Raw genomic sequence first — 17,876 nt, forward strand, 5'->3', positions numbered from 1 at the left:
ATCAAAAAACTTGATATAATACAAATTGACGAATTATGCAAACTATTGAACGAATATACTAAGGAGGGTAATATGAGCAAATTGAACGATATACGGTTTTTTCAGGTAAAACCGGCAATTTACTATGGCATTGGCGCCATAGAACAGGTTGGAAATCATGACTTTAAACAGGTCTGCATTGTGACAGACGAAGGGATGGTCAAATTTGGCCTGCTGAAAATGCTGACAGATGTTCTGGATAAACATAATATCAAATACCACGTTTTTTCTGACGTTGAACCGGATCCGTCCACGGAAATTGTTGAAAAGGGGCTGACACACATCCTGATGGAAAAGCCGGATGCTTTGATTGCTCTTGGCGGCGGATCTGCCATCGACTCTGCAAAAGCCATCATCTATTACTGCTACAATTTCAAAAAAATGTTCTTCGAGGAAGACTATATTAAAAAACCATATTTCATCGCCATGCCAACAACCGCGGGCACTGGCTCTGAAGTAACGGAATACGCGGTTATTACCGACAAGAAAAACAATACCAAGATTCCGCTTACCGATATTCTCATGATGCCGGACGCCGCCATTCTTGAACCCAAATTAATCGAAAGCGTTCCGCCTGCATCGACTGCGGCTACAGGAATGGACGTTTTAACCCATGCCGTAGAAGCCTATGTTTCCACCAACAACAATCCGTTTTCACGCTGTTATGCGGCCAAAGCGGCAGAACTGGTATTCAAGAGTCTGTATGAGTGCTATGTAAATGGTGGCAATCTGGAAGCCAAGGCCAGCATGCAGATCGCGTCCTGTATGGCTGGAATTGCCTTTAACAGTGCAGGTCTGGGCATTACCCACAGTATTGCCCATGCAGTCGGCGCGCAGTGGCATCTGCCACATGGTTTGGCCAATGCCATTGGTCTGCCATACGTTGTCCGCTTTAACGGACAATGTGGCAGAGCTCAGCATTTATATAACCGTCTACTGAGCGCCATCGGTATTCCAAATGTCAGTGGAGACGCTGCGGAGATGCTGTACAACAGTATTGTCACCCTTTGTAAGGAAATCAATATTCCGACGTCCCTCAAGGAACAGGGTATCGACGAGGCAGATTTTAAGGCCAGCAAGGATATTATTATTGGAAAAGCCATGAAGGATGTCTGTACTCAGACCAACCCGCTGTCACCGACCAGAGAACAGTTCAGCGAACTCCTGGATCAGATTTATTACGGCGCATAAGCTATCAGAATAGACCTTTTTAGAGCACCCCTAAGGGGTGCTCTTTTTTAGTACATAAAATACGCTTGCACTTTTAGATTTAAAAGATTAAAATAAAGAAGATGATGCATTTGTTGAAAAAATTAAAAGTAAAAATGACTTAAATGGAGAATATGCCATCATTTTGTTTTAAAAATACCATTTAGTGTATATAAATAAGTAGATTATAATAATTATAAAAGGAGGAAGGGAAATGGCAAAGAAACCCGCCACGCCGCTGGCTTACTTGATGGATATGCTTTATATCCAGGGTTCCCAGCTGGCAAGAACTGTCCATGTTGACCGTACGATTATCAGCCGATGGAGAAATGGACGTGTTGAGCTGGGGCCTAAATCACCTTATTTTGAAGAAATTATCCGTGCCATTGTAAAGGTCAATAAAGAACGGGGCTTGAATACGCTGGAACGGTTCTTTTCCTCGCTGGAACCGGGGATTGCCGTGGACACAGAACAGGATCTGGAAAGCTGCGTATCCCGGTGGCTGGTCGACAGGGAATTTGAAGCAAAATACGCAGATAAGGAAAGCGGAAACAGTCTGTACACCGCGACCTATAAAATTTATAAAGGCATCACGGGTAAAATGGATGCACTGGATGATATGTTTGATACACTGGCGTCCCTGCCGAAGGGGGAAACCTTCTGGGGCTATGACGCAGACTCACGTGTTTTCAAACAAAATAACAATGATACACGAAAAATACAAAAGCGCTTTCTGGAGGCGGAAAAAAATAAAACAAAGCTCATTACCATGATCTATTTAAACCGCTCACAGGAAGAGATTTATAATATGTTTGAATACTGGCTGCCCATACTGCTTTCCACAAGTGCCAAAGCTTACTACACCTACGACATGGAGCGCCCTTTCTATGACTATATTTTCAGTATTAAGGGCAAACAGACGCTGGTAGGAATAAACGGCACAAACGGCGATACCTATTCCGCCATTTACACCGACCCCATGAGCCAGCGCCAGTTTGATGATTTTCTGGAAAGACATCTTGAGCGTTTTCAGCCGCTGACTAAAAATTTGGGGAGCCGCGTGGTCTGTAATGATTTCACCCGGGAAAACATGGAAGCTTTTAACCGTAATGATACAGACCAGTATGTTATCGCCACTTCCATGTCATTCCTATCTTCAGGAAAAATATTATTGAAGGAATTTTAATGGACCTGTGCCTGAGCAGTGAGGAAGAACACCGTCTTATCGACTATTATGATAATTGCCGGGTAGGGCTCAGTCAGTTTTTATCCAAGGAAAAATATACGCGGATTATTTTAAGCCTCGATTATATTAAAAGTCTGGGTCAGCAGCCAGTAATTGAAGTACCGGTTTTTTCCGCGCTGCTGAAACGTAAGGTGGAGGTGGCCGGGAAGCATGTTATTAAAGAGCTGGTTTCTTTTTTGAAATTTGTGAAAAGCGATCCCAAGGTACAGATAGCCCTGAGGCCGCCGGCATCACCTGAGTTAATCGAAAACCTCAATATCTGGGTAAAAGATGGCGCGGCTGCCTACTTCCATTTTGATAATGACCTCTCCACCCGTATTGTAACCGAGGTATTCTCGGCGGTTAATACCTTCTATGCGATGGTGGATAAATACTGGGAACAGCTTCCCTATGACAGCAAAGACAAGGAATGGGTCTACGACCAGATCAGTAAAATCAGCGGGGAAAAGCTTTGATATTCACACATGTGTCAACTTAGCAACGTGAATGTTTTGCGGGTGGGTTTAAAAACCAGGGCTGCAGCGCTATAATAAAGAAGCCGAATGTATCAATGAGCTCTCCGAAGAACTACAAAATCAGGTAGTACCACTGGATACCGAGCGCCACGGTGCCAGTGGCAATGTTCTCATTAATGCAAAAAAAGATGTGCTTTTAAGCACATCTTTTTTTTGTTTTATTGAATATTCATTTCCATGGTGTGCAGCAGATTGCGGCAGAGAGCCAGGATGATCAGAGCGATCACGACATTGACTGCGCAGTCCACAAACAGTCCAGCCGCCAGATTCCCGGCAACGAGGCCGACAGCCACGCCGGCGATGGCGCCCGGAATCAGCAGGACAACAAGGATCAGGTAATAGAGCGTCACGACCAGCACCTTGCTCTGCATATTGCCAAGAATACGCTCGATTAGTATGTTGCCGGCTGACAAAAGTGCTGCCAGCCCCACACGGGCAGCGATGACTGCGATGATCTCAGCGGCGGGGGCGCCCAGAATCAAGCCGCAGGGAATAAAGATAATCAAACCACTGACAAAGCTGTCCACCACAGATTCCAGACTGGCAAAAACCAGTTTTTTGAACGGATTCTGGGGAATCATATAAATGTAAGGCAAGGTCAGCTCTTTGACCCAGCGTCCCATAGCCCCTGTCAGTACCTGAAGGTAGCACAGCATGCCGAAGATCAGCATCAGACTGATATGCTCTTTTGCCAGCAGGCTGGCGAGAATGGCCACTACGGTGCAGATAAGCGTAAACTGGTTTAAAAACAAATAACCTGAGCGGCGGTTTTCCAGCAGATGCTTGAAAAAGAATGCGGATGCCCCGTGACCACGGCCAATGCCTGTTTTTTTACGGCTGATTTTGGATGCGTCCTTGGTGTCACTGATGCGCCCATCCTTGGCGGCGGTTTTAGTGGTATAGATTTTTTCAGCCGACTGAAGGACATCTTCATAATAGTCCGATTCGCTCCGGCAGATATAAAGGATGATCAGACCGATCAGAGCGATGAGCAGTACCAGAAAGATGAGGGCCTTCAGGAAATTTCCGGCAATCAGCCCCATGGTGAAGGCCTTTGTCCAGCCAAGGACCGGAATGTATTCCATCAGGCTGGAATCTGCGGCGTTGAGCAGCGCTTCGTAGAAATTCTGGGTTTTAAAAAGCGAGGTCAAAAACAAAGCGGCCATCAGGAAGCCGAAACAATAGAGCACTGCCCTTACCACACGGCGGCGGGTGTCCTCCCCCCGGGTATAGGAATAAATGGCAAGCGCCAGGATTTCACCGACCACCAGAAACAGGCAGTAGCCAACAAAAAGGGCGATGAGCCCGGGTGTGCCAACGCCAAAGATTGTCCGGAGAGTAGTTCCCTGGAACAGGATAAAAAAACCCAGCAGCAGGGACATGCCAACCTGTTTAGCCAGGCCATAGGCCAGGATCTTTCTCGGAGAAACCGGCGCCAGAAAGAGCAGGTTGACATCTGCCATGGTAAAGAAGCTCCCCCCGGAGGAAAGCCCCTTCTGTATCTGGGTGACAAGCAGGAACAGAAACAGACCAATAAGGATCGCGCCCAGTAATGGGAGATTCTGGATTTGCGCGAGAGGCGTATCCTCTCCGGGTGTAAAGACAGTTGACACAAGGGCAAAGCCGAAAAAAAGGATCACGAGAATGGTCACGACCAGATGGCTGGGGTGGTTCTTCAGGTCAAGAAGACGGTTTTTAAAGGTCGTTTTCCAAAGATAAAAAATACTGGACATCCTAAGCCTCCCCTTCGGTAATGCTGAAGAAAAGCGCCTCCAGGGATTCGTCGGCTTCAGTGAGCTCCTCTGCCCGCCGGGTTGCCCGGATTTCGCCGTTCATCATAATATGGGCCACATCCCAATAATCCTCTACCGAATCGATCATGTGTGTGCTGATGAGAAGTGAAACACCCTGATCTCTGAGCTCAGAAAAAATCAGCTTCAGTTCTTTGATGGCATGGGGGTCAAGACCCACCATGGGTTCATCAAAAATGATGACCTTCGGTTCAAACAACAGAGCACAACAGATGCTGACCTTTTGCTGCATTCCCTTAGACAGCTCCTTGCCGAGCTTTTTGCGCTTGTCGTCAAGCTCGAAGCGTTCGATAAGAGAGTCAGCTTTTGCTTTCCAGTCAGTGAGACCATAGGCCCGGGCGATAAACTCCAGATGCTCCTCGATCGTCAGCATATCGTAAAGAGCAGGAAGTTCGGGAATATAGCCCAGCTGGCGCTTGGCGTCAAGGGACCGGCAGGGCGCACCGTTAATTTCAATGGTACCCTCAAACCGGAGCAGCCCGCAGATACATTTGATAATGGTTGATTTACCAGCGCCGTTTGGTCCCAGGAGTATAGCGATCTCACCATCTCCGACGGTAAAATTAAGGTCGTTGTTGGCTTTGGTTTTTCCGTACTTTTTTGTAACGTTGTTTACTGTGATCATGGTTGTTTCCTTTCGGTTCCGGTTTGTCAGCGATTTGAATATCGGGTATAATAGAGAAACCAGAGAATTGATTTGACAAGAATTCTTGTCAAAAAGTATATCATTGACAAGAAAAGTTGTCAAGTCAAGAAATTTTAAAGTCGTAAGAAGGAAAGCATATGAAACATAAAAAGTTAAAACAGACTCTTGTCGGCATCGCGGCAGCGCTGCTGTTTTTATTGCCGGCGGGAGGGATCGCGGTCAATCACATGTCCTACCAGCCAGAAGCCGCAGCACAGCAGGCTTTGAAGGGGAACAGCCGAGTAGTGGTAAAGGGAGGCGGAACCATTGCTTTTGAACCAGAAAAGCGAATAGGAGAGATGGGCGTCATTTTTTATCCCGGCGCTTTTGTTGCCCCTGAGGCCTATGCGCCTCTGGCTCTGGAAATTGCGGAGCAGGGCTATCCCGTTTATATTGTCAGAATGCCCATGAATCTGGCAGTGCTCTCGCCAGAACGGGGAAGTGAGATCATGGCACTGCATCCGGAAATTGAAAGCTGGATCGTTGGCGGACACTCTCTGGGCGGTGCCATGGCGCCGGAGCTGGCAGAGGCGCAAACCAAAGTAAAGGGAATCTTTTTTCTGGCGGCCTACCCGGGGGATGATGGTATCAGGGATACAGAGGTCCAGGTGGTTTCGCTCTGGGGAAGTGATGACGGTGCCGCGGATTTGGATAAGGTGAAGGCAGCGGAAGCCGTTTATCCGGGAGCAGCGGTCATGACAGAGATCGAGGGCGGAAATCACGCGGGCTTTGGTGATTATGGCGCGCAGAAGGGAGATAACCCGGCGGACATTTCAAATACGGAACAAATGCATCAGGCGGCAGCGGGGATTCTCGGACTGCTTGAGAAGATCAGATAGCGATGGAAAATCTGGACATTTTTATGAAAAAGTACCGATTGCAGCTAAATGCCCAGCAGCGTGAGGCTGTTGGCAGGATCTCTGGGGCTACGCTGCTTCTGGCTGTGCCAGGCAGCGGGAAAACCACCGTGGTCATTTGCCGGATTGCTTATATGATCCGAATGAAAAAGATACCTCCGGAATCCATTTTAACACTGACCTTCAGTAAAGCCGGCGCCCGTGACCTGAGCCGGCGTTATCTGAAAATTTTTGGCGAAAAGGGCGCAGAAGGCCTGCGGTTCAGTACCATACACAGCTTTACCCTGTCGGTTATCCGTCATTATGAACGTTTATATCATCGCCGGGCTTTTCAGATTGTCGAGAATACCGGAAGCATTATCAGGGAGCTTTTTCAGGAGCTTTTTAAGAGCTATCCGGCGGAGAATGATATTGTGGACATTGTGTCGGCCATTACCTACTGCAAAAATATGCTGCTCTCTGAGGAAGAAATCGGGGAGATGAAAGTGGGTGATGTGGATTTTCCAAAGTTGTTTAAGGCCTATGAAGCATATAAACGCAGGCATCACCTGATGGATTTTGATGATATGCTCAAATACGCCTGGCTTCTTTTAAAAAAGAACCCTGAGCTGCTAAAGGTTTTTACCAGCCAGTACAAGTACATCAATATTGATGAAGCCCAGGATACCTCGAAGATTCAGTATGAAATTATCCGGCTTCTTTCAGGAGAGGATGGCAATGTCTTTATGGTGGGCGACGAGGACCAGAGTATCTATGGTTTTCGCGGGGCTTATCCTGACGGGCTGCTGAGCTTTAAGGAGACTTACCCTCACGGTGAGGTGCTGCTCATGGAAACCAACCACCGCAGCACCCAGGAAATCGTGAACGCGGCCAACCGTTTTATCCGGCTTAACAAGGAACGCTATGTTAAAAACATGCGGACAGATAATGAAAAGGGGGTACCGGCAGTCCATGAATATGTAAAATCTGTGGAGGACCAGTACTGGTTTATCCTTAAATCGGTCAAAAACGAGGGCAAAGAAACGGCTGTGCTCTACCGCAATAACGAGTCGGTCATCCCGCTGGTAGATCTTTTTGAGCGGGAGGGAGTGCCTTATGCAGTTAAGGAGCATAATCCTCTCTTTTTTACGCATTTTATCGTGCAGGACATCAGAAGCTTCGCGGCTCTCGCGGCAGATCCATCAGATTTTGAAACTTTTGAAAAAATATATTATAAAATGAACTGTAATATTTCAAGAAAAAACGTATTGGAGGCTGGAAAGCTCAGCGAATCCGGACAGGATGTTTTTGAGGCCTTGCTGTCCCTTGATGAAATCCCTGAATGGCTTGTGGAAAAGGTGGAAAATATCCGTGCGGCATTTAAGCGTCTGGCCTCCATGAGCGCTCAGGAGGGGCTGGACTTTATCGTCTGGAATATGGGCTACCGGGAACACCTGGATTACCGGGTTTCCTGCGGCTACCGGGAAGAGCAGCTGAACCAGAAGCTGGATATTCTAAAAACACTGGCGGGCAGGGAGAGTACCATGAACGCCTTTTTGAAACGTCTGGACGTACTGCAGGAGGCTCTGCGGGGCTCAGCTTTGCATCAAAAAGCAGATGTGACCTTTTCGACGATCCACTCCAGCAAGGGACTGGAATTTGAAAAAGTCTTTATCATTGACGCGGTGGAAGGCGAATTTCCATCGATGGCAGCCCTTGATGACAGTGAGGAGGGCCGGCGGCTTTTCTGTGAGGAGGTTCGTCTTTTTTATGTCGGCGTGACCCGCGCCAGGCGTGAGCTGGAGTTTATTTCGGTGGGAAAAAAGAACAGCCGGCATAACAGACGCCCGGTATCGCAGTTTGTCCGCGTTTTTCTGGGAGAAAAAGCGCCAGAGGCCGCGCGCAAAAAAATCACAGGCGGTGTGATCGGAGAGACATCCAAAGCCCAGGGGAAAGGCTTCGGCATTTTTGACGTATCCATTGTCAGAAAGGCAGAGCTGAAGGAAGTGGACTGCTCAGCGTATGTCCCCGGTGCAGCGGTGACGCACCAGGGCTTCGGTGAGGGCATCATTCTGGAGATGAAAAAGGATATGGCGACCATTGATTTTGAAGGGTGCGGCCGTAAAAAACTGAACATAAAGGTCTGTGTCACCAATAAAATTATCCGATTGCAGGATTAAACTTGACAAGAAACAGGACGAACGGTATACTGTAAACAAATGTAAAACCGTTGAAGATGGAGTAAAGCGTGTGACGTGTTAACAGAGAGCCGGGGAGCTGGAAACCGGTAATAAACGAGCATGGCATAATGGGCATCTGAGGGTGTGATGAAAGAGTGATCGAGTATTTCACAACGTTTCGAGGGCGTTAACCGGAGAAGGTGTGCTGGCATCTTAGACAAAGTGCGCAGTTATGCGAAAAAAGGTGGTACCGTGGGTTATAACAGACTCATCCTTTATAAGATAAGGATGGGTCTTTTTTATTTGTAGAACGAGCAAGGAGATAGAGATGATCAGAGAACCGTTAAAAGAGCTAAAGAGCTTAATCAGCCGGCTGGAAGCCTCCAGCCCCTTTTACCAGAAAAAGTTTAAAGAATGCGGCGTAGAGGCCGGAGATATCAAAACCATGGAGGATTTCAGAAAGCTGCCCTTCAGTGACAAAGATGAGCTCAGAAAGGCATATCCTCTGGGAATTCAGGCTGTGCCGGACGAAGAAGTGGTGCGTATTCATTCATCCTCTGGCACCACCGGGCAGCCGGTCATTATTCCTTATACCAGAAAGGATGTGGAGGACTGGGCCATTATGTTTGAGCGCTGCTACCGTTATGCGGGCATGGACAATAAAGACCGTATCCAGATCACGCCGGGCTATGGCCTCTGGACGGCGGGTATTGGTTTTCAGGCAGGGGCAGAACGGCTTGGAGCAATGGCCATTCCCATGGGGCCTGGGAATACCCAAAAGCAGTTGAAAATGCTGGTGGATATGCAGAGCACTGTACTGGCCAGCACCTCCTCATATGCTCTGGTGCTGGCAGAAGAGGTGGCTAAACAGGGTCTGCAGGATAAAATTAACCTGAAGCGTGGAATTATCGGTTCAGAACGCTGGGGTGATAAAATGCGTAAGCGTATCGTAGATGAGCTGGGGATTGAAATCTTTGATATTTATGGTCTGACCGAAATCTATGGCCCGGGTATTTCCATCGACTGTCATCATCACTGCGGCATGCATTATTGGGATGATTACCTCTTTATGGAAATCATCGATCCCGACACACTGGAGCCGGTGGAGGAAGGCGCTTATGGGGAAATGGTGCTCACAACCCTGCACAAAGAAGGCGGGCCGTTGCTGCGTTACCGCACCCATGATATCACTCGTTTTATTCCGGGGCCATGCCCGTGCGGCTCAGAACACCCGAGGCATGACCGCATTGTGGGAAGAACCGATGACATGGTCAAAGTAAAGGCCGTCAACATTTATCCAGGGCAGATCGACGAGCTGCTAAAGGAAATCGACGGTGTCAGCTCAGAATATCAGGCCATCGTGGCAAATGAGAACGGCAAGGATGTCGTGCATCTGCGGTTTGAGGTGGAGCAGGGTGTTGACAAGGAGGAGATCCAGAAGGAAGTTAATTATCAGTTCAAATCCAAAATCGGTATTACAGTGATCCCTGAAGCAGGATTCATCGGTTCACTGCCGCGCTCGGAAAAGAAATCCGTCAGAATCATTGATAATCGGTTTGAATAGGGTTTTCAGGTTTAAGTTTCGCTTAAACACCGGTTAATAACCAGTAAAATTTCAGAAAAATCTCGAAAAAGCAGAGAGACTCTGATATAATATTAAAAAATGTAAGGAGTGTGCAAAAAACTCAAGATGAAAAATAAAAAGAATAAGTCAAACCGTTTTAAGGTTATTTTACATGAAGTATCCGACGATGGCGCGGGAACGAAGATCATAGAAGATACAGAGACTGGTATTACTTATCTTTACTGTTATGGTGAAGGCGGCGCCGGGCTAACCGTTCTGCTGGATGAAGAGGGCGAACCGGCTGTGGCTCCTGAGAGATAACAGGACTATTTTAAATAGACAATCCTCCTGGATGGGCAGGAGGATTTTTTTATGTAAAAAGTTAGTTAAAAATAACAAAATTAATGATAATCAAAGAAAAAGTGGGTATAATTAAAGATAGCGAAATAGGAAACCAATACAGGAGGAAAAAGAATGAGTACATATATTGAAGATATCATGGCACGTGAGGTGCTGGATTCAAGAGGAAATCCAACCATTGAAGTCGATGTTTACCTGGAAGATGGGTCCATGGGCAGAAGCATGGTGCCTTCCGGCGCATCGACTGGTGCCTTTGAAGCAGTCGAACTGCGTGACGGTGATGACAGCCGTTACATGGGAAAGGGTGTCTTAAAGGCAGTTGAAAATGTTAATTACATGGCAGAACACCTGGTTGGCATGGATGCTTTAGACCAGGTTGCGCTGGATGAAGCCATGATCGCCATTGATGGTACCCCCAATAAAGGAAAAATGGGCGCAAATGCCATTTTAGGAATCTCCATGGCCAACGCATACGCCGCGGCAGAATCTCTTGGACTGCCATTGTTCAGATATTTAGGCGGCGTCAATGGTAAGACGCTGCCAACCCCAATGATGAATATTTTAAACGGCGGTGAACACGCCGACAACAATGTGGATATTCAGGAATTTATGATTATGCCCGTAGGTGCAAAGAATTTTTCTGAAGCGCTGCGCATGGGCTCGGAAATCTTCCATAATCTTAAGAAGGTACTCCAGAAAAAAGGGCTGGTAACCAGTGTCGGCGATGAAGGCGGATTTGCACCAAATCTTGAATCCAACGAGGAAGCCCTTGAAGCTATCATTGAAGGCATCCAGGCAGCCGGCTACCGTCCTGGCGATGATGTGCGTCTTGCGATGGACGTTGCGGCCTCTGAAATGTACAATAAGGAAAGTGGAAAATATATATTAAAGGGTGAAGGTAAGGAGCTGACAACAGATGAAATGATTGACTTCTATGAACGCCTGATCACTAAATATCCCATCATCTCCATCGAAGACGGTTTGGACGAAGAAGACTGGGAAGGCTGGAAGATCATGACAGAGCGCCTTGGCAAAAAAATCCAGCTGGTTGGCGATGACCTCTTTGTCACAAACACAGAACGCCTGAAGAAAGGGATTGACCTTGGCGTTGCCAACTCGATTCTCATCAAGGTTAACCAGATTGGGACCTTGACCGAAACTCTGGACGCCATTGAGATGGCAAAACGTGCTGGCTATACCGCCATCGTTTCACACCGTTCCGGTGAAACCGAAGATGTTACCATTGCCGATCTGGTAGTCGCTATGAATGCAGGCCAGATTAAAACCGGTGCGCCGTCCCGTACAGACCGTGTGGCAAAATACAACCAGCTGCTTCGGATTGAAGAATATTTGGGACAGACAGCCATTTACGGCGGGATCAATTCCTTCTATAATTTGAAAAATGTTTAAGTTAGAATTAAGGGCGGGGGCGTATCATTAGCATTGTAAGAGAATCCCCCTCTTTTTTACAAGAACAATCGAATAGCGACAGAACAAGGCCGGGAATTACAGCAGTGTAATTCCCGGCCTTTTGTGGTCTTACGGTAATTTACCCACAGACTTATCCACAATTTCTGCGGTGTTTGTGGATAAGATGTGCACTGTTTCTTTTTTGATTATGCACAGATTGTGCATAACTCAGGTTAAAGCTGTGGGTGCTTTTCAAAAATAATATCAAAATGTGTCATTTCTAAATCCGATCCGCAAGAGATAGCCCGGTCATAGCACTTGTTTTCATACATTTCGTGAACCTCGGATACGGTGACCTTATCGTTGTCAAGAAAGTTATCCATCATGTTGATTTTACGCACGGTGTCGCTGACGGCTTGCTTGAAAAGTTGTGGATAACTGTCGGTGAAGATTTCCCCAGTGCACGGATGCTGCCAGGGCTCTTCTGCCACGTTAAGCACCAGGTATTCATTTGTGTACAGCGGATAGAAGACGCGGGTCACCAGCCGGTCTTCCTGGATCAGTCTTTCGATGGGCTGAAGGAAATGCTTTTTCCGGTTGTTGGGGTCAGAAAAAAGTCTGGCAAGTTGGGCGGTGTCTTCCACTGTGTCTTTTATGCAGTTCCTCGGCGTGTTTTCACCGTAGATATACTTCATAATAAAGGTAAAAAACTGTTCCAGTGCGTTAAGCGTTCTTGGACTGGGTGTAAAAAGCTTTTCGAGGGGAAAGAAGCAGCCAAGCTTCTGGTATTCATATTGATAATGGGCAACATCCAGGAGAACCTCAAAGTATTTGTGGTAATAAGAGTAGATTCGGCTTCCGGGAATAGTACTCTCACAGTGACCGGTTTTATAAAAGATATAAGGATGGGTGGCCACGTCCAGAGAATGGTGGCAGCTGAAGCCAGCGAGATAGCTCAGGATAATGTCCCGGTCCCGCTCGTTGGTAAAGGCGTACTTAAAACCATAGTAGAAAAAGGCATCGACTCTTTTCTTGTGGATGAGATTACCATAGCGGTGCAAAGGCCTTGCGCCCTTCCATGGCATGGGGTGGTGGTAATAAAAGAAATCCGGGCCCTGAGTACCCAGACGATATGCGTCGTAATGGTTAAGGATAATGGCGTTCATGGTACTGTGCTCTGGAAGCGCATCGAGTGCCTCACGTCCGCAGCAGTAATGGTTCAACATGTCTGACATAAAAGGTTTAACCTCCTTATTGGTCATTTTAATAAAGTTATTTTACCATAAACGGCATTAAAATTCCTTGATAAAAATAAAGAGTTGTAGGGAAGTGGCGGGTTGGTTATAATGTTTTTATAAATAGAGCAAATTCACAGAATAATATAGAAGGAGAACCATCATATGTATCTAAAAGGAATCGGAATCGCATCGCATCCTCCGGTGATTATACCTGAGGTTGGAGGCGGCAGAGAACTGATGGCGGAAAAGACTGTCCGCGGCATGCGCGATCTGGCGTTAAAGGTAGCAGAAACCAAACCAAAAGTGATCGTTTGTATTACCCCTCATGGAAATGTTTTTCAGGACGGCGTCAGTGTCATTTATGAAACCAGGCTCGAAGGGGATATGTCAGAGTACGGCGCGCCGGAAATCCGCCTGGAAAAGCGCTGTGATATGGGGCTGCTGGAGGAAATGAACCGCCGCTTTGCTCAGTCAGACTGTCAAAGTATCTTTTTGAACCAGAAAACAGCCGAGGAATTCGACATTGAGCGGAAACTGGACCACGGCTGCATGGTTCCGCTTTATTATATCGAAAAGTATTATCAGGACTATAAGCTGGTCCACATTACCATTGGAGAGCTCAGTCTCATTGAGCTTTTTAGAACAGGGCGTGTTCTGCGTGAAGCCATTGAAGCTTATGGGAAGGATGCCCTGATCTTGGCCAGCGCCGACTTGTCCCATTGCCTTAAAAATGAAGGACCTTACCAGTTTAATGTCATGGGGCCGGTATTTGATGAAAAGATCGTCCAGGGTATAGAGCGTAAAGACTATTATTCCATTTTAACTCTGCCGCCTAAAATTTATGAGCCTGCCGGCCAATGCGGACTCCGGTCAATCGTTATGGCGCTTGGTGCAACCGACAGCATAAAAACCCATTCCAGTCTCTTTTCTTATGAAGGGCCCTTCGGTGTCGGTTATCTGAGTGCCTTTATTGATTTTGCGCTCGAGGAAAAAGACCCGATTAACGAAAGCCTCATTACCCGGTATGAACGGGACATGGTCAGGCAGCATGAGGAAAGACTGAAGGCGGAGGACGATTATCTGGCGCTGGCACGCCTGACTATTGATACATGGGTAGAGGAAGGACGCAAGTTTAACTGGAGACAGTATCTGGATGAGATCAGGGATCAAAGAGTAAAATCAGCCCTGGAAAGCCAGCAGGCCGGTGTCTTTGTTTCGATCTATAAAGCCGGTGAGCTGCGGGGATGCATGGGAACATCCCAGGCGGTAACGGAAAATATCGCGGAAGAAATTGTGCGCAATGCCATCGAAGCCTGTGCCTATGACCCGCGTTTCCTGCCAGTTGAGCCCCAGGAGCTTTATCAACTGGAGATTTCAGTGGATATTTTAGGGAGACCGGAATATATTGAAAATTTAAGCGAGCTGGACCCGTATCAATACGGTATTATTGTGGAAAAGGGTGTAAACCGCGCTCTGCTGCTGCCGGATCTGCCAGGCATCAATACTGCTGAGCAGCAGCTGGAGATCGCCAAAGAAAAAGCAGGTATTATTGATACGGAAGATGATTTCGAACGGGTGGTAATTGAGCGGTTTGAAGTGGAACGCCACCAAACCGACATTGCATTCTAAAAATAAAGGAGGCAGAGCATGGGACTGAAAGACTGGTCCATACGAAAAAAGCTGATTCTTTCAAATATGATGATGATCGTCATTCCGGTTGTCTTAATTCTGGCCATTGTCGGCGGTACAGCGTTTGGCATTCTAATGATTATGCTTCCGGAAAACCAGGCCAATATGCTGTTCAAAGTAGACGGAACCGTTTCGACCTATCAGCTGCAGCTGGCTTTTGATTCCATGTGCGAGAAAATTTCCGGAAAAGATAAAGAAGACAAGAATGATCTGACCGCTCTGGCGGCTGCGCTGGAAAAGCTCGGGGCGTCAATCGCTGTAACCGGGGGAGATCTGCCTTATCTCACCGATGGTGTTACCATCGATGAAATTGAGACAGAGGCCAGGGAAATCACAGGGACTGCAAATATTGAAGATCAGCCGTTGTTTCTGAGGAATGACAGAGGGCTCGTATACCTTATGCCTGTTACCAATCAGGCCGGCGAGAGAATACGCCTGCTTGTTGTCAGCAGCGAGATGGATTTTGGAGAGAGCTCCTATGCGATCTGGGATAACTGGGATAATATCAAACTTGCCATTAAGATCAGTGCGGCAGTGGTTGCTGGTATCGCGGTGGTCATTGTAGTGGTAACTGGACTGGTATTGGCCGGGAAGCTTTACAAAACGATGATTCATCCTATCAAAAGTATCCAAAAAGGTGCCCGGGAGATTCGGGACGGGGTGCTGGACCACCCTGTAGAAGTCTACAGTAAAGACGAGCTTGGCGAGGTGTGCGGCGATTTTGAAGAAATGCGGGTTCGGCTCAAAGAGTCTGTTGAGCTGCAGCAGCGTTATGAAAGCTCCAGGAAAGAACTGATCGCCGGAATATCCCATGACCTGTCAACGCCGCTTACCTCCATTAAAGGTTATGCTGGCGGTATTCTTGACGGTGTAGCCAACACTCCGGAAAAACAAAAGCATTATCTGCGCACCATCTACGATACCGCCTGTGATATGGAAGGGCTGGTAGATAACCTGTTTCTGTTTTCCAAGCTGGATATGGGAAAAATGGATTTTCAGATGGAAAGTATTTCGGTAAAAACATATCTTGCGGATTTTTGCGAGGAAGCGCGCTTGAAGGTGCAGGGCAGTACAGTGAAAATCCGGTTGGATGATCAGCTGAAAGAGGAAAGGTTTGTGACCATTGACCGGACACAGTTTGCGCGGGTGCTCTGGAATTTGCTTGAAAACAGCCTTAAATACGCTGGAAAACAAAATATAGAAATGAAAATAATCTTGTCAGAAGAAAAGAAAAATGTAGCGCTGCACTTTGAAGATAACGGCTCGGGAGTTGAACAAGAAGCGCTTGAAAAAATTTTTGACAGCTTTTATCGGACCGATCCTGCCAGAAGCAGCTTGAAAAGGGGCAGTGGGCTAGGACTTTCAGTTTCCCGTGAGATTATTGAAGGTTTTGGCGGCAGCATCTACGCAGAAGCCGCAGAAATTGGAGGGCTGGCAGTAATTATGCTGCTGCCGATAGCGGAGGACTAAGATGAAAAAAATTCTGATTATAGAGGATGACCGCAAAATTGCAGAGTTAGAAAGAGACTACCTGGAAATCAATGATTTCCAGGTAGCGCTAGCGGCTGACGGCGATACTGGACTCTTATTTGCGGTGAGAGATGATTTTGATTTGATTGTGTTGGATTTAATGCTGCCAGGTGTAGACGGCTTTGCGATTTGCAGGAGAATCCGTGAAAAAAAGGAAACTCCGATTATAATGGTATCGGCCAAAAGAGATGATGTCGATAAAATACGAGGGCTTGGTTTAGGCGCAGATGATTATATGGTAAAGCCTTTTAGTCCGGCAGAACTGGTTGCGCGTGTCAAGGCGCATATTGGCAGGTTTGAACGGCTGACCAGCCAGGAAAAAAGAAAACAGCACCATATAATAGAGATAAACGGGCTTCGGATTGATAAGGACGCCAGGAGAGTTTATCTCAGAGGAGCAGAAACGGCCCTGGCCAACAAAGAATTTGACCTTCTTTTGTTTATGGCAGAAAATCCTAATATTGTATTTAATAAAGAAACCTTGTTTGAAAGAGTATGGGGCCTGGATGCAGTGGGAGATACCACAACAGTTACTGTCCATGTAAACCGCCTTCGCGAAAAAATCGAAACAGACAATCGTGAACCACGCTATATTGAGACCGTTTGGGGGGCAGGATATCGGTTCAAAATATAAATTGCAAAAATATTGAAAAAGTGCTTGACAAAACCGTGTTATAAAACTATAATAATAAAAGTCTCGTGATGATGGCAAAGGGGAAACACCTGTTTACATACCGAACACAGAAGTAAAGCCCTTTAGCGCTGAAAGTACTTGGTGGGCAACTGCCTGGGAGGATAGGACATCGCGGGGCTTTTTTATGCCTTTGATTTTTGCTGAAATTAAAAGGTATAAAAAGTTTAAAAAAAGCTTGACATTAAGAATGGTGAGCGCTATAGTAATTAAGCTGTCTTGAGAGAACAGCAGCCACAACGCTTTTAAAGTTTCAGCAAAATGAAATTTAAAAAATAAATTTCAAAAAAAGCTTGACAGGCGAAGTTGTTTGATGGTATACTATAAAAGCTCTCTCGCGAGAAAAGCACTTGCGGGAAAACATATAATTCTCCAAAGTATAACTTACTTCGGGGAAAGGTCATAGAAAAGAGAATAGTACCATAAAACCTGAAATTCCAGCTGAATAAAATCAGCAAAGGATAAAAACGCAAGTGGGATGAACACTTCAAAAAATCATCAAATGAACCAGATCAAGAAGCCGAAAGGCTAAACGATAAACTATTTATTGAGAGTTTGATCCTGGCTCAGGACGAACGCTGGCGGTATGCTTAACACATGCAAGTCGAACGAGAAAGTTTTGAATGATCCTTCGGGTGAAATTAGAACTGGAAAGTGGCGAACGGGTGAGTAACGCGTGGGTAACCTGCCCTATGGAAAGGAATAGCCTCGGGAAACTGGGAGTAAAGCCTTATATTATGGTTTTGTCGCATGGCGAGATCATGAAAACTCCGGTGCCATAGGATGGACCCGCGTCCCATTAGCTAGTTGGTGAGATAACAGCCCACCAAGGCGACGATGGGTAACCGGTCTGAGAGGGCGAACGGTCACACT

The 17,876-nt window shown here is 46.7% G+C and carries 14 protein-coding genes and 2 rRNA genes; 13 read left to right on the forward strand and 3 right to left on the reverse strand.

Annotated elements, in window-relative coordinates; all coding sequences use genetic code 11:
- The first annotated feature begins 72 nt into the window (after window positions 1–72).
- From BUC22_RS18580 to BUC22_RS18590, 3 genes are all read left to right on the forward strand, one after another.
- Entirely contained in the window at window positions 73–1,230 is a 1,158-nt protein-coding gene (locus BUC22_RS18580; RefSeq protein ID WP_013382643.1) for a 1-propanol dehydrogenase PduQ, read from the forward strand.
- Between the two features lie 232 nt (window positions 1,231–1,462).
- On the forward strand, window positions 1,463–2,434 hold the full coding sequence (locus BUC22_RS18585; protein WP_013382642.1) for a hypothetical protein: 972 nt from the start codon (window positions 1,463–1,465) through the stop codon (window positions 2,432–2,434).
- Entirely contained in the window at window positions 2,434–2,949 is a 516-nt protein-coding gene (locus tag BUC22_RS18590) for a hypothetical protein (protein WP_013382641.1), read from the forward strand. Before BUC22_RS18585 ends, BUC22_RS18590 begins: the two co-directional genes overlap by 1 nt.
- A gap of 218 nt (window positions 2,950–3,167) precedes the next feature.
- Here BUC22_RS18590 and BUC22_RS18595 read toward each other — a convergent pair whose 3' ends face one another.
- Both BUC22_RS18595 and BUC22_RS18600 read right to left on the reverse strand, forming a co-directional pair.
- Entirely contained in the window at window positions 3,168–4,742 is a 1,575-nt protein-coding gene (locus BUC22_RS18595) for a putative ABC exporter domain-containing protein (RefSeq protein ID WP_013382640.1), read from the reverse strand.
- A gap of 1 nt (window position 4,743) precedes the next feature.
- Window positions 4,744–5,445: an ABC transporter ATP-binding protein gene (locus BUC22_RS18600; protein ID WP_013382639.1), complete on the reverse strand. Its 702-nt coding sequence runs from the start codon at window positions 5,443–5,445 to the stop codon at window positions 4,744–4,746.
- 158 nt (window positions 5,446–5,603) lie between these two features.
- On the opposite strand from BUC22_RS18600, the gene BUC22_RS18605 reads away from it, so the two are divergent.
- From BUC22_RS18605 to eno, 5 genes are all read left to right on the forward strand, one after another.
- Window positions 5,604–6,344 carry an alpha/beta hydrolase gene (locus BUC22_RS18605; protein WP_013382638.1) on the forward strand — a complete coding sequence of 247 codons (741 nt, stop codon included), beginning with the start codon at window positions 5,604–5,606 and terminating at the stop codon, window positions 6,342–6,344.
- A gap of 23 nt (window positions 6,345–6,367) precedes the next feature.
- Window positions 6,368–8,521: an ATP-dependent helicase gene (locus tag BUC22_RS18610; RefSeq protein WP_227202057.1), complete on the forward strand. Its 2,154-nt coding sequence runs from the start codon at window positions 6,368–6,370 to the stop codon at window positions 8,519–8,521.
- A 328-nt stretch (window positions 8,522–8,849) separates the two neighbouring features.
- Window positions 8,850–10,085, forward strand: a complete 1,236-nt coding sequence (locus BUC22_RS18615; RefSeq protein WP_013382636.1) for a phenylacetate--CoA ligase family protein — start codon at window positions 8,850–8,852, stop codon at window positions 10,083–10,085.
- 126 nt (window positions 10,086–10,211) lie between these two features.
- A complete protein-coding gene (locus tag BUC22_RS18620; protein ID WP_013382635.1) occupies window positions 10,212–10,406 on the forward strand; it encodes a DUF6440 family protein in 195 nt (64 codons plus the stop codon).
- 153 nt (window positions 10,407–10,559) lie between these two features.
- Window positions 10,560–11,855 (forward strand): phosphopyruvate hydratase, encoded by a 1,296-nt coding sequence (eno, locus tag BUC22_RS18625; protein WP_013382634.1) that lies wholly within the window; start codon window positions 10,560–10,562, stop codon window positions 11,853–11,855.
- 233 nt (window positions 11,856–12,088) lie between these two features.
- On the opposite strand, the gene BUC22_RS18630 is transcribed toward eno, so the two are convergent.
- Window positions 12,089–13,090, reverse strand: a complete 1,002-nt coding sequence (locus tag BUC22_RS18630; RefSeq protein WP_013382633.1) for a zinc dependent phospholipase C family protein — start codon at window positions 13,088–13,090, stop codon at window positions 12,089–12,091.
- A 165-nt stretch (window positions 13,091–13,255) separates the two neighbouring features.
- Between BUC22_RS18630 and amrA the strand changes: the two genes are divergently transcribed.
- The 5 genes from amrA to BUC22_RS18655 all read left to right on the forward strand — a co-directional run.
- A complete protein-coding gene (gene amrA / locus BUC22_RS18635) occupies window positions 13,256–14,722 on the forward strand; it encodes an AmmeMemoRadiSam system protein A (protein WP_073383359.1) in 1,467 nt (488 codons plus the stop codon).
- Window positions 14,723–14,740: 18 nt separating this feature from the next.
- The gene (locus BUC22_RS18640) at window positions 14,741–16,252 is read left to right on the forward strand and encodes a HAMP domain-containing sensor histidine kinase (RefSeq protein ID WP_013382631.1); all 1,512 of its coding nucleotides are present in this window, start codon (window positions 14,741–14,743) and stop codon (window positions 16,250–16,252) included.
- Between the two features lies 1 nt (window position 16,253).
- Window positions 16,254–16,946: a response regulator transcription factor gene (locus BUC22_RS18645; protein ID WP_013382630.1), complete on the forward strand. Its 693-nt coding sequence runs from the start codon at window positions 16,254–16,256 to the stop codon at window positions 16,944–16,946.
- Window positions 16,947–17,007: 61 nt separating this feature from the next.
- Window positions 17,008–17,124 (forward strand): 5S ribosomal RNA (rrf, locus tag BUC22_RS18650).
- Between the two features lie 422 nt (window positions 17,125–17,546).
- Window positions 17,547–17,876 (forward strand): 16S ribosomal RNA (locus BUC22_RS18655); the annotation flags it as partial.

Origin of the sequence: Eubacterium callanderi, assembly GCF_900142645.1 — a bacterium.
GTDB classification, from domain to species: domain Bacteria; phylum Bacillota; class Clostridia; order Eubacteriales; family Eubacteriaceae; genus Eubacterium; species Eubacterium callanderi.

Excerpts from the sequence above, each read along its gene's own strand:
- BUC22_RS18580 (WP_013382643.1), top strand. The coding sequence starts at position 73 with ATGAGCAAATTGAACGATATACGGTTTTTTCAGGTAAAACCGGCAATT.
- BUC22_RS18585 (WP_013382642.1), top strand. The coding sequence starts at position 1,463 with ATGGCAAAGAAACCCGCCACGCCGCTGGCTTACTTGATGGATATGCTT.
- BUC22_RS18590 (WP_013382641.1), top strand. The coding sequence starts at position 2,434 with ATGGACCTGTGCCTGAGCAGTGAGGAAGAACACCGTCTTATCGACTAT.
- BUC22_RS18595 (WP_013382640.1), bottom strand. The coding sequence starts at position 4,742 with ATGTCCAGTATTTTTTATCTTTGGAAAACGACCTTTAAAAACCGTCTT.
- BUC22_RS18600 (WP_013382639.1), bottom strand. The coding sequence starts at position 5,445 with ATGATCACAGTAAACAACGTTACAAAAAAGTACGGAAAAACCAAAGCC.
- BUC22_RS18605 (WP_013382638.1), top strand. The coding sequence starts at position 5,604 with ATGAAACATAAAAAGTTAAAACAGACTCTTGTCGGCATCGCGGCAGCG.
- BUC22_RS18610 (WP_227202057.1), top strand. The coding sequence starts at position 6,368 with ATGAAAAAGTACCGATTGCAGCTAAATGCCCAGCAGCGTGAGGCTGTT.
- BUC22_RS18615 (WP_013382636.1), top strand. The coding sequence starts at position 8,850 with ATGATCAGAGAACCGTTAAAAGAGCTAAAGAGCTTAATCAGCCGGCTG.
- BUC22_RS18620 (WP_013382635.1), top strand. The coding sequence starts at position 10,212 with ATGAAAAATAAAAAGAATAAGTCAAACCGTTTTAAGGTTATTTTACAT.
- eno (WP_013382634.1), top strand. The coding sequence starts at position 10,560 with ATGAGTACATATATTGAAGATATCATGGCACGTGAGGTGCTGGATTCA.
- BUC22_RS18630 (WP_013382633.1), bottom strand. The coding sequence starts at position 13,090 with ATGTCAGACATGTTGAACCATTACTGCTGCGGACGTGAGGCACTCGAT.
- amrA (WP_073383359.1), top strand. The coding sequence starts at position 13,256 with ATGTATCTAAAAGGAATCGGAATCGCATCGCATCCTCCGGTGATTATA.
- BUC22_RS18640 (WP_013382631.1), top strand. The coding sequence starts at position 14,741 with ATGGGACTGAAAGACTGGTCCATACGAAAAAAGCTGATTCTTTCAAAT.
- BUC22_RS18645 (WP_013382630.1), top strand. The coding sequence starts at position 16,254 with ATGAAAAAAATTCTGATTATAGAGGATGACCGCAAAATTGCAGAGTTA.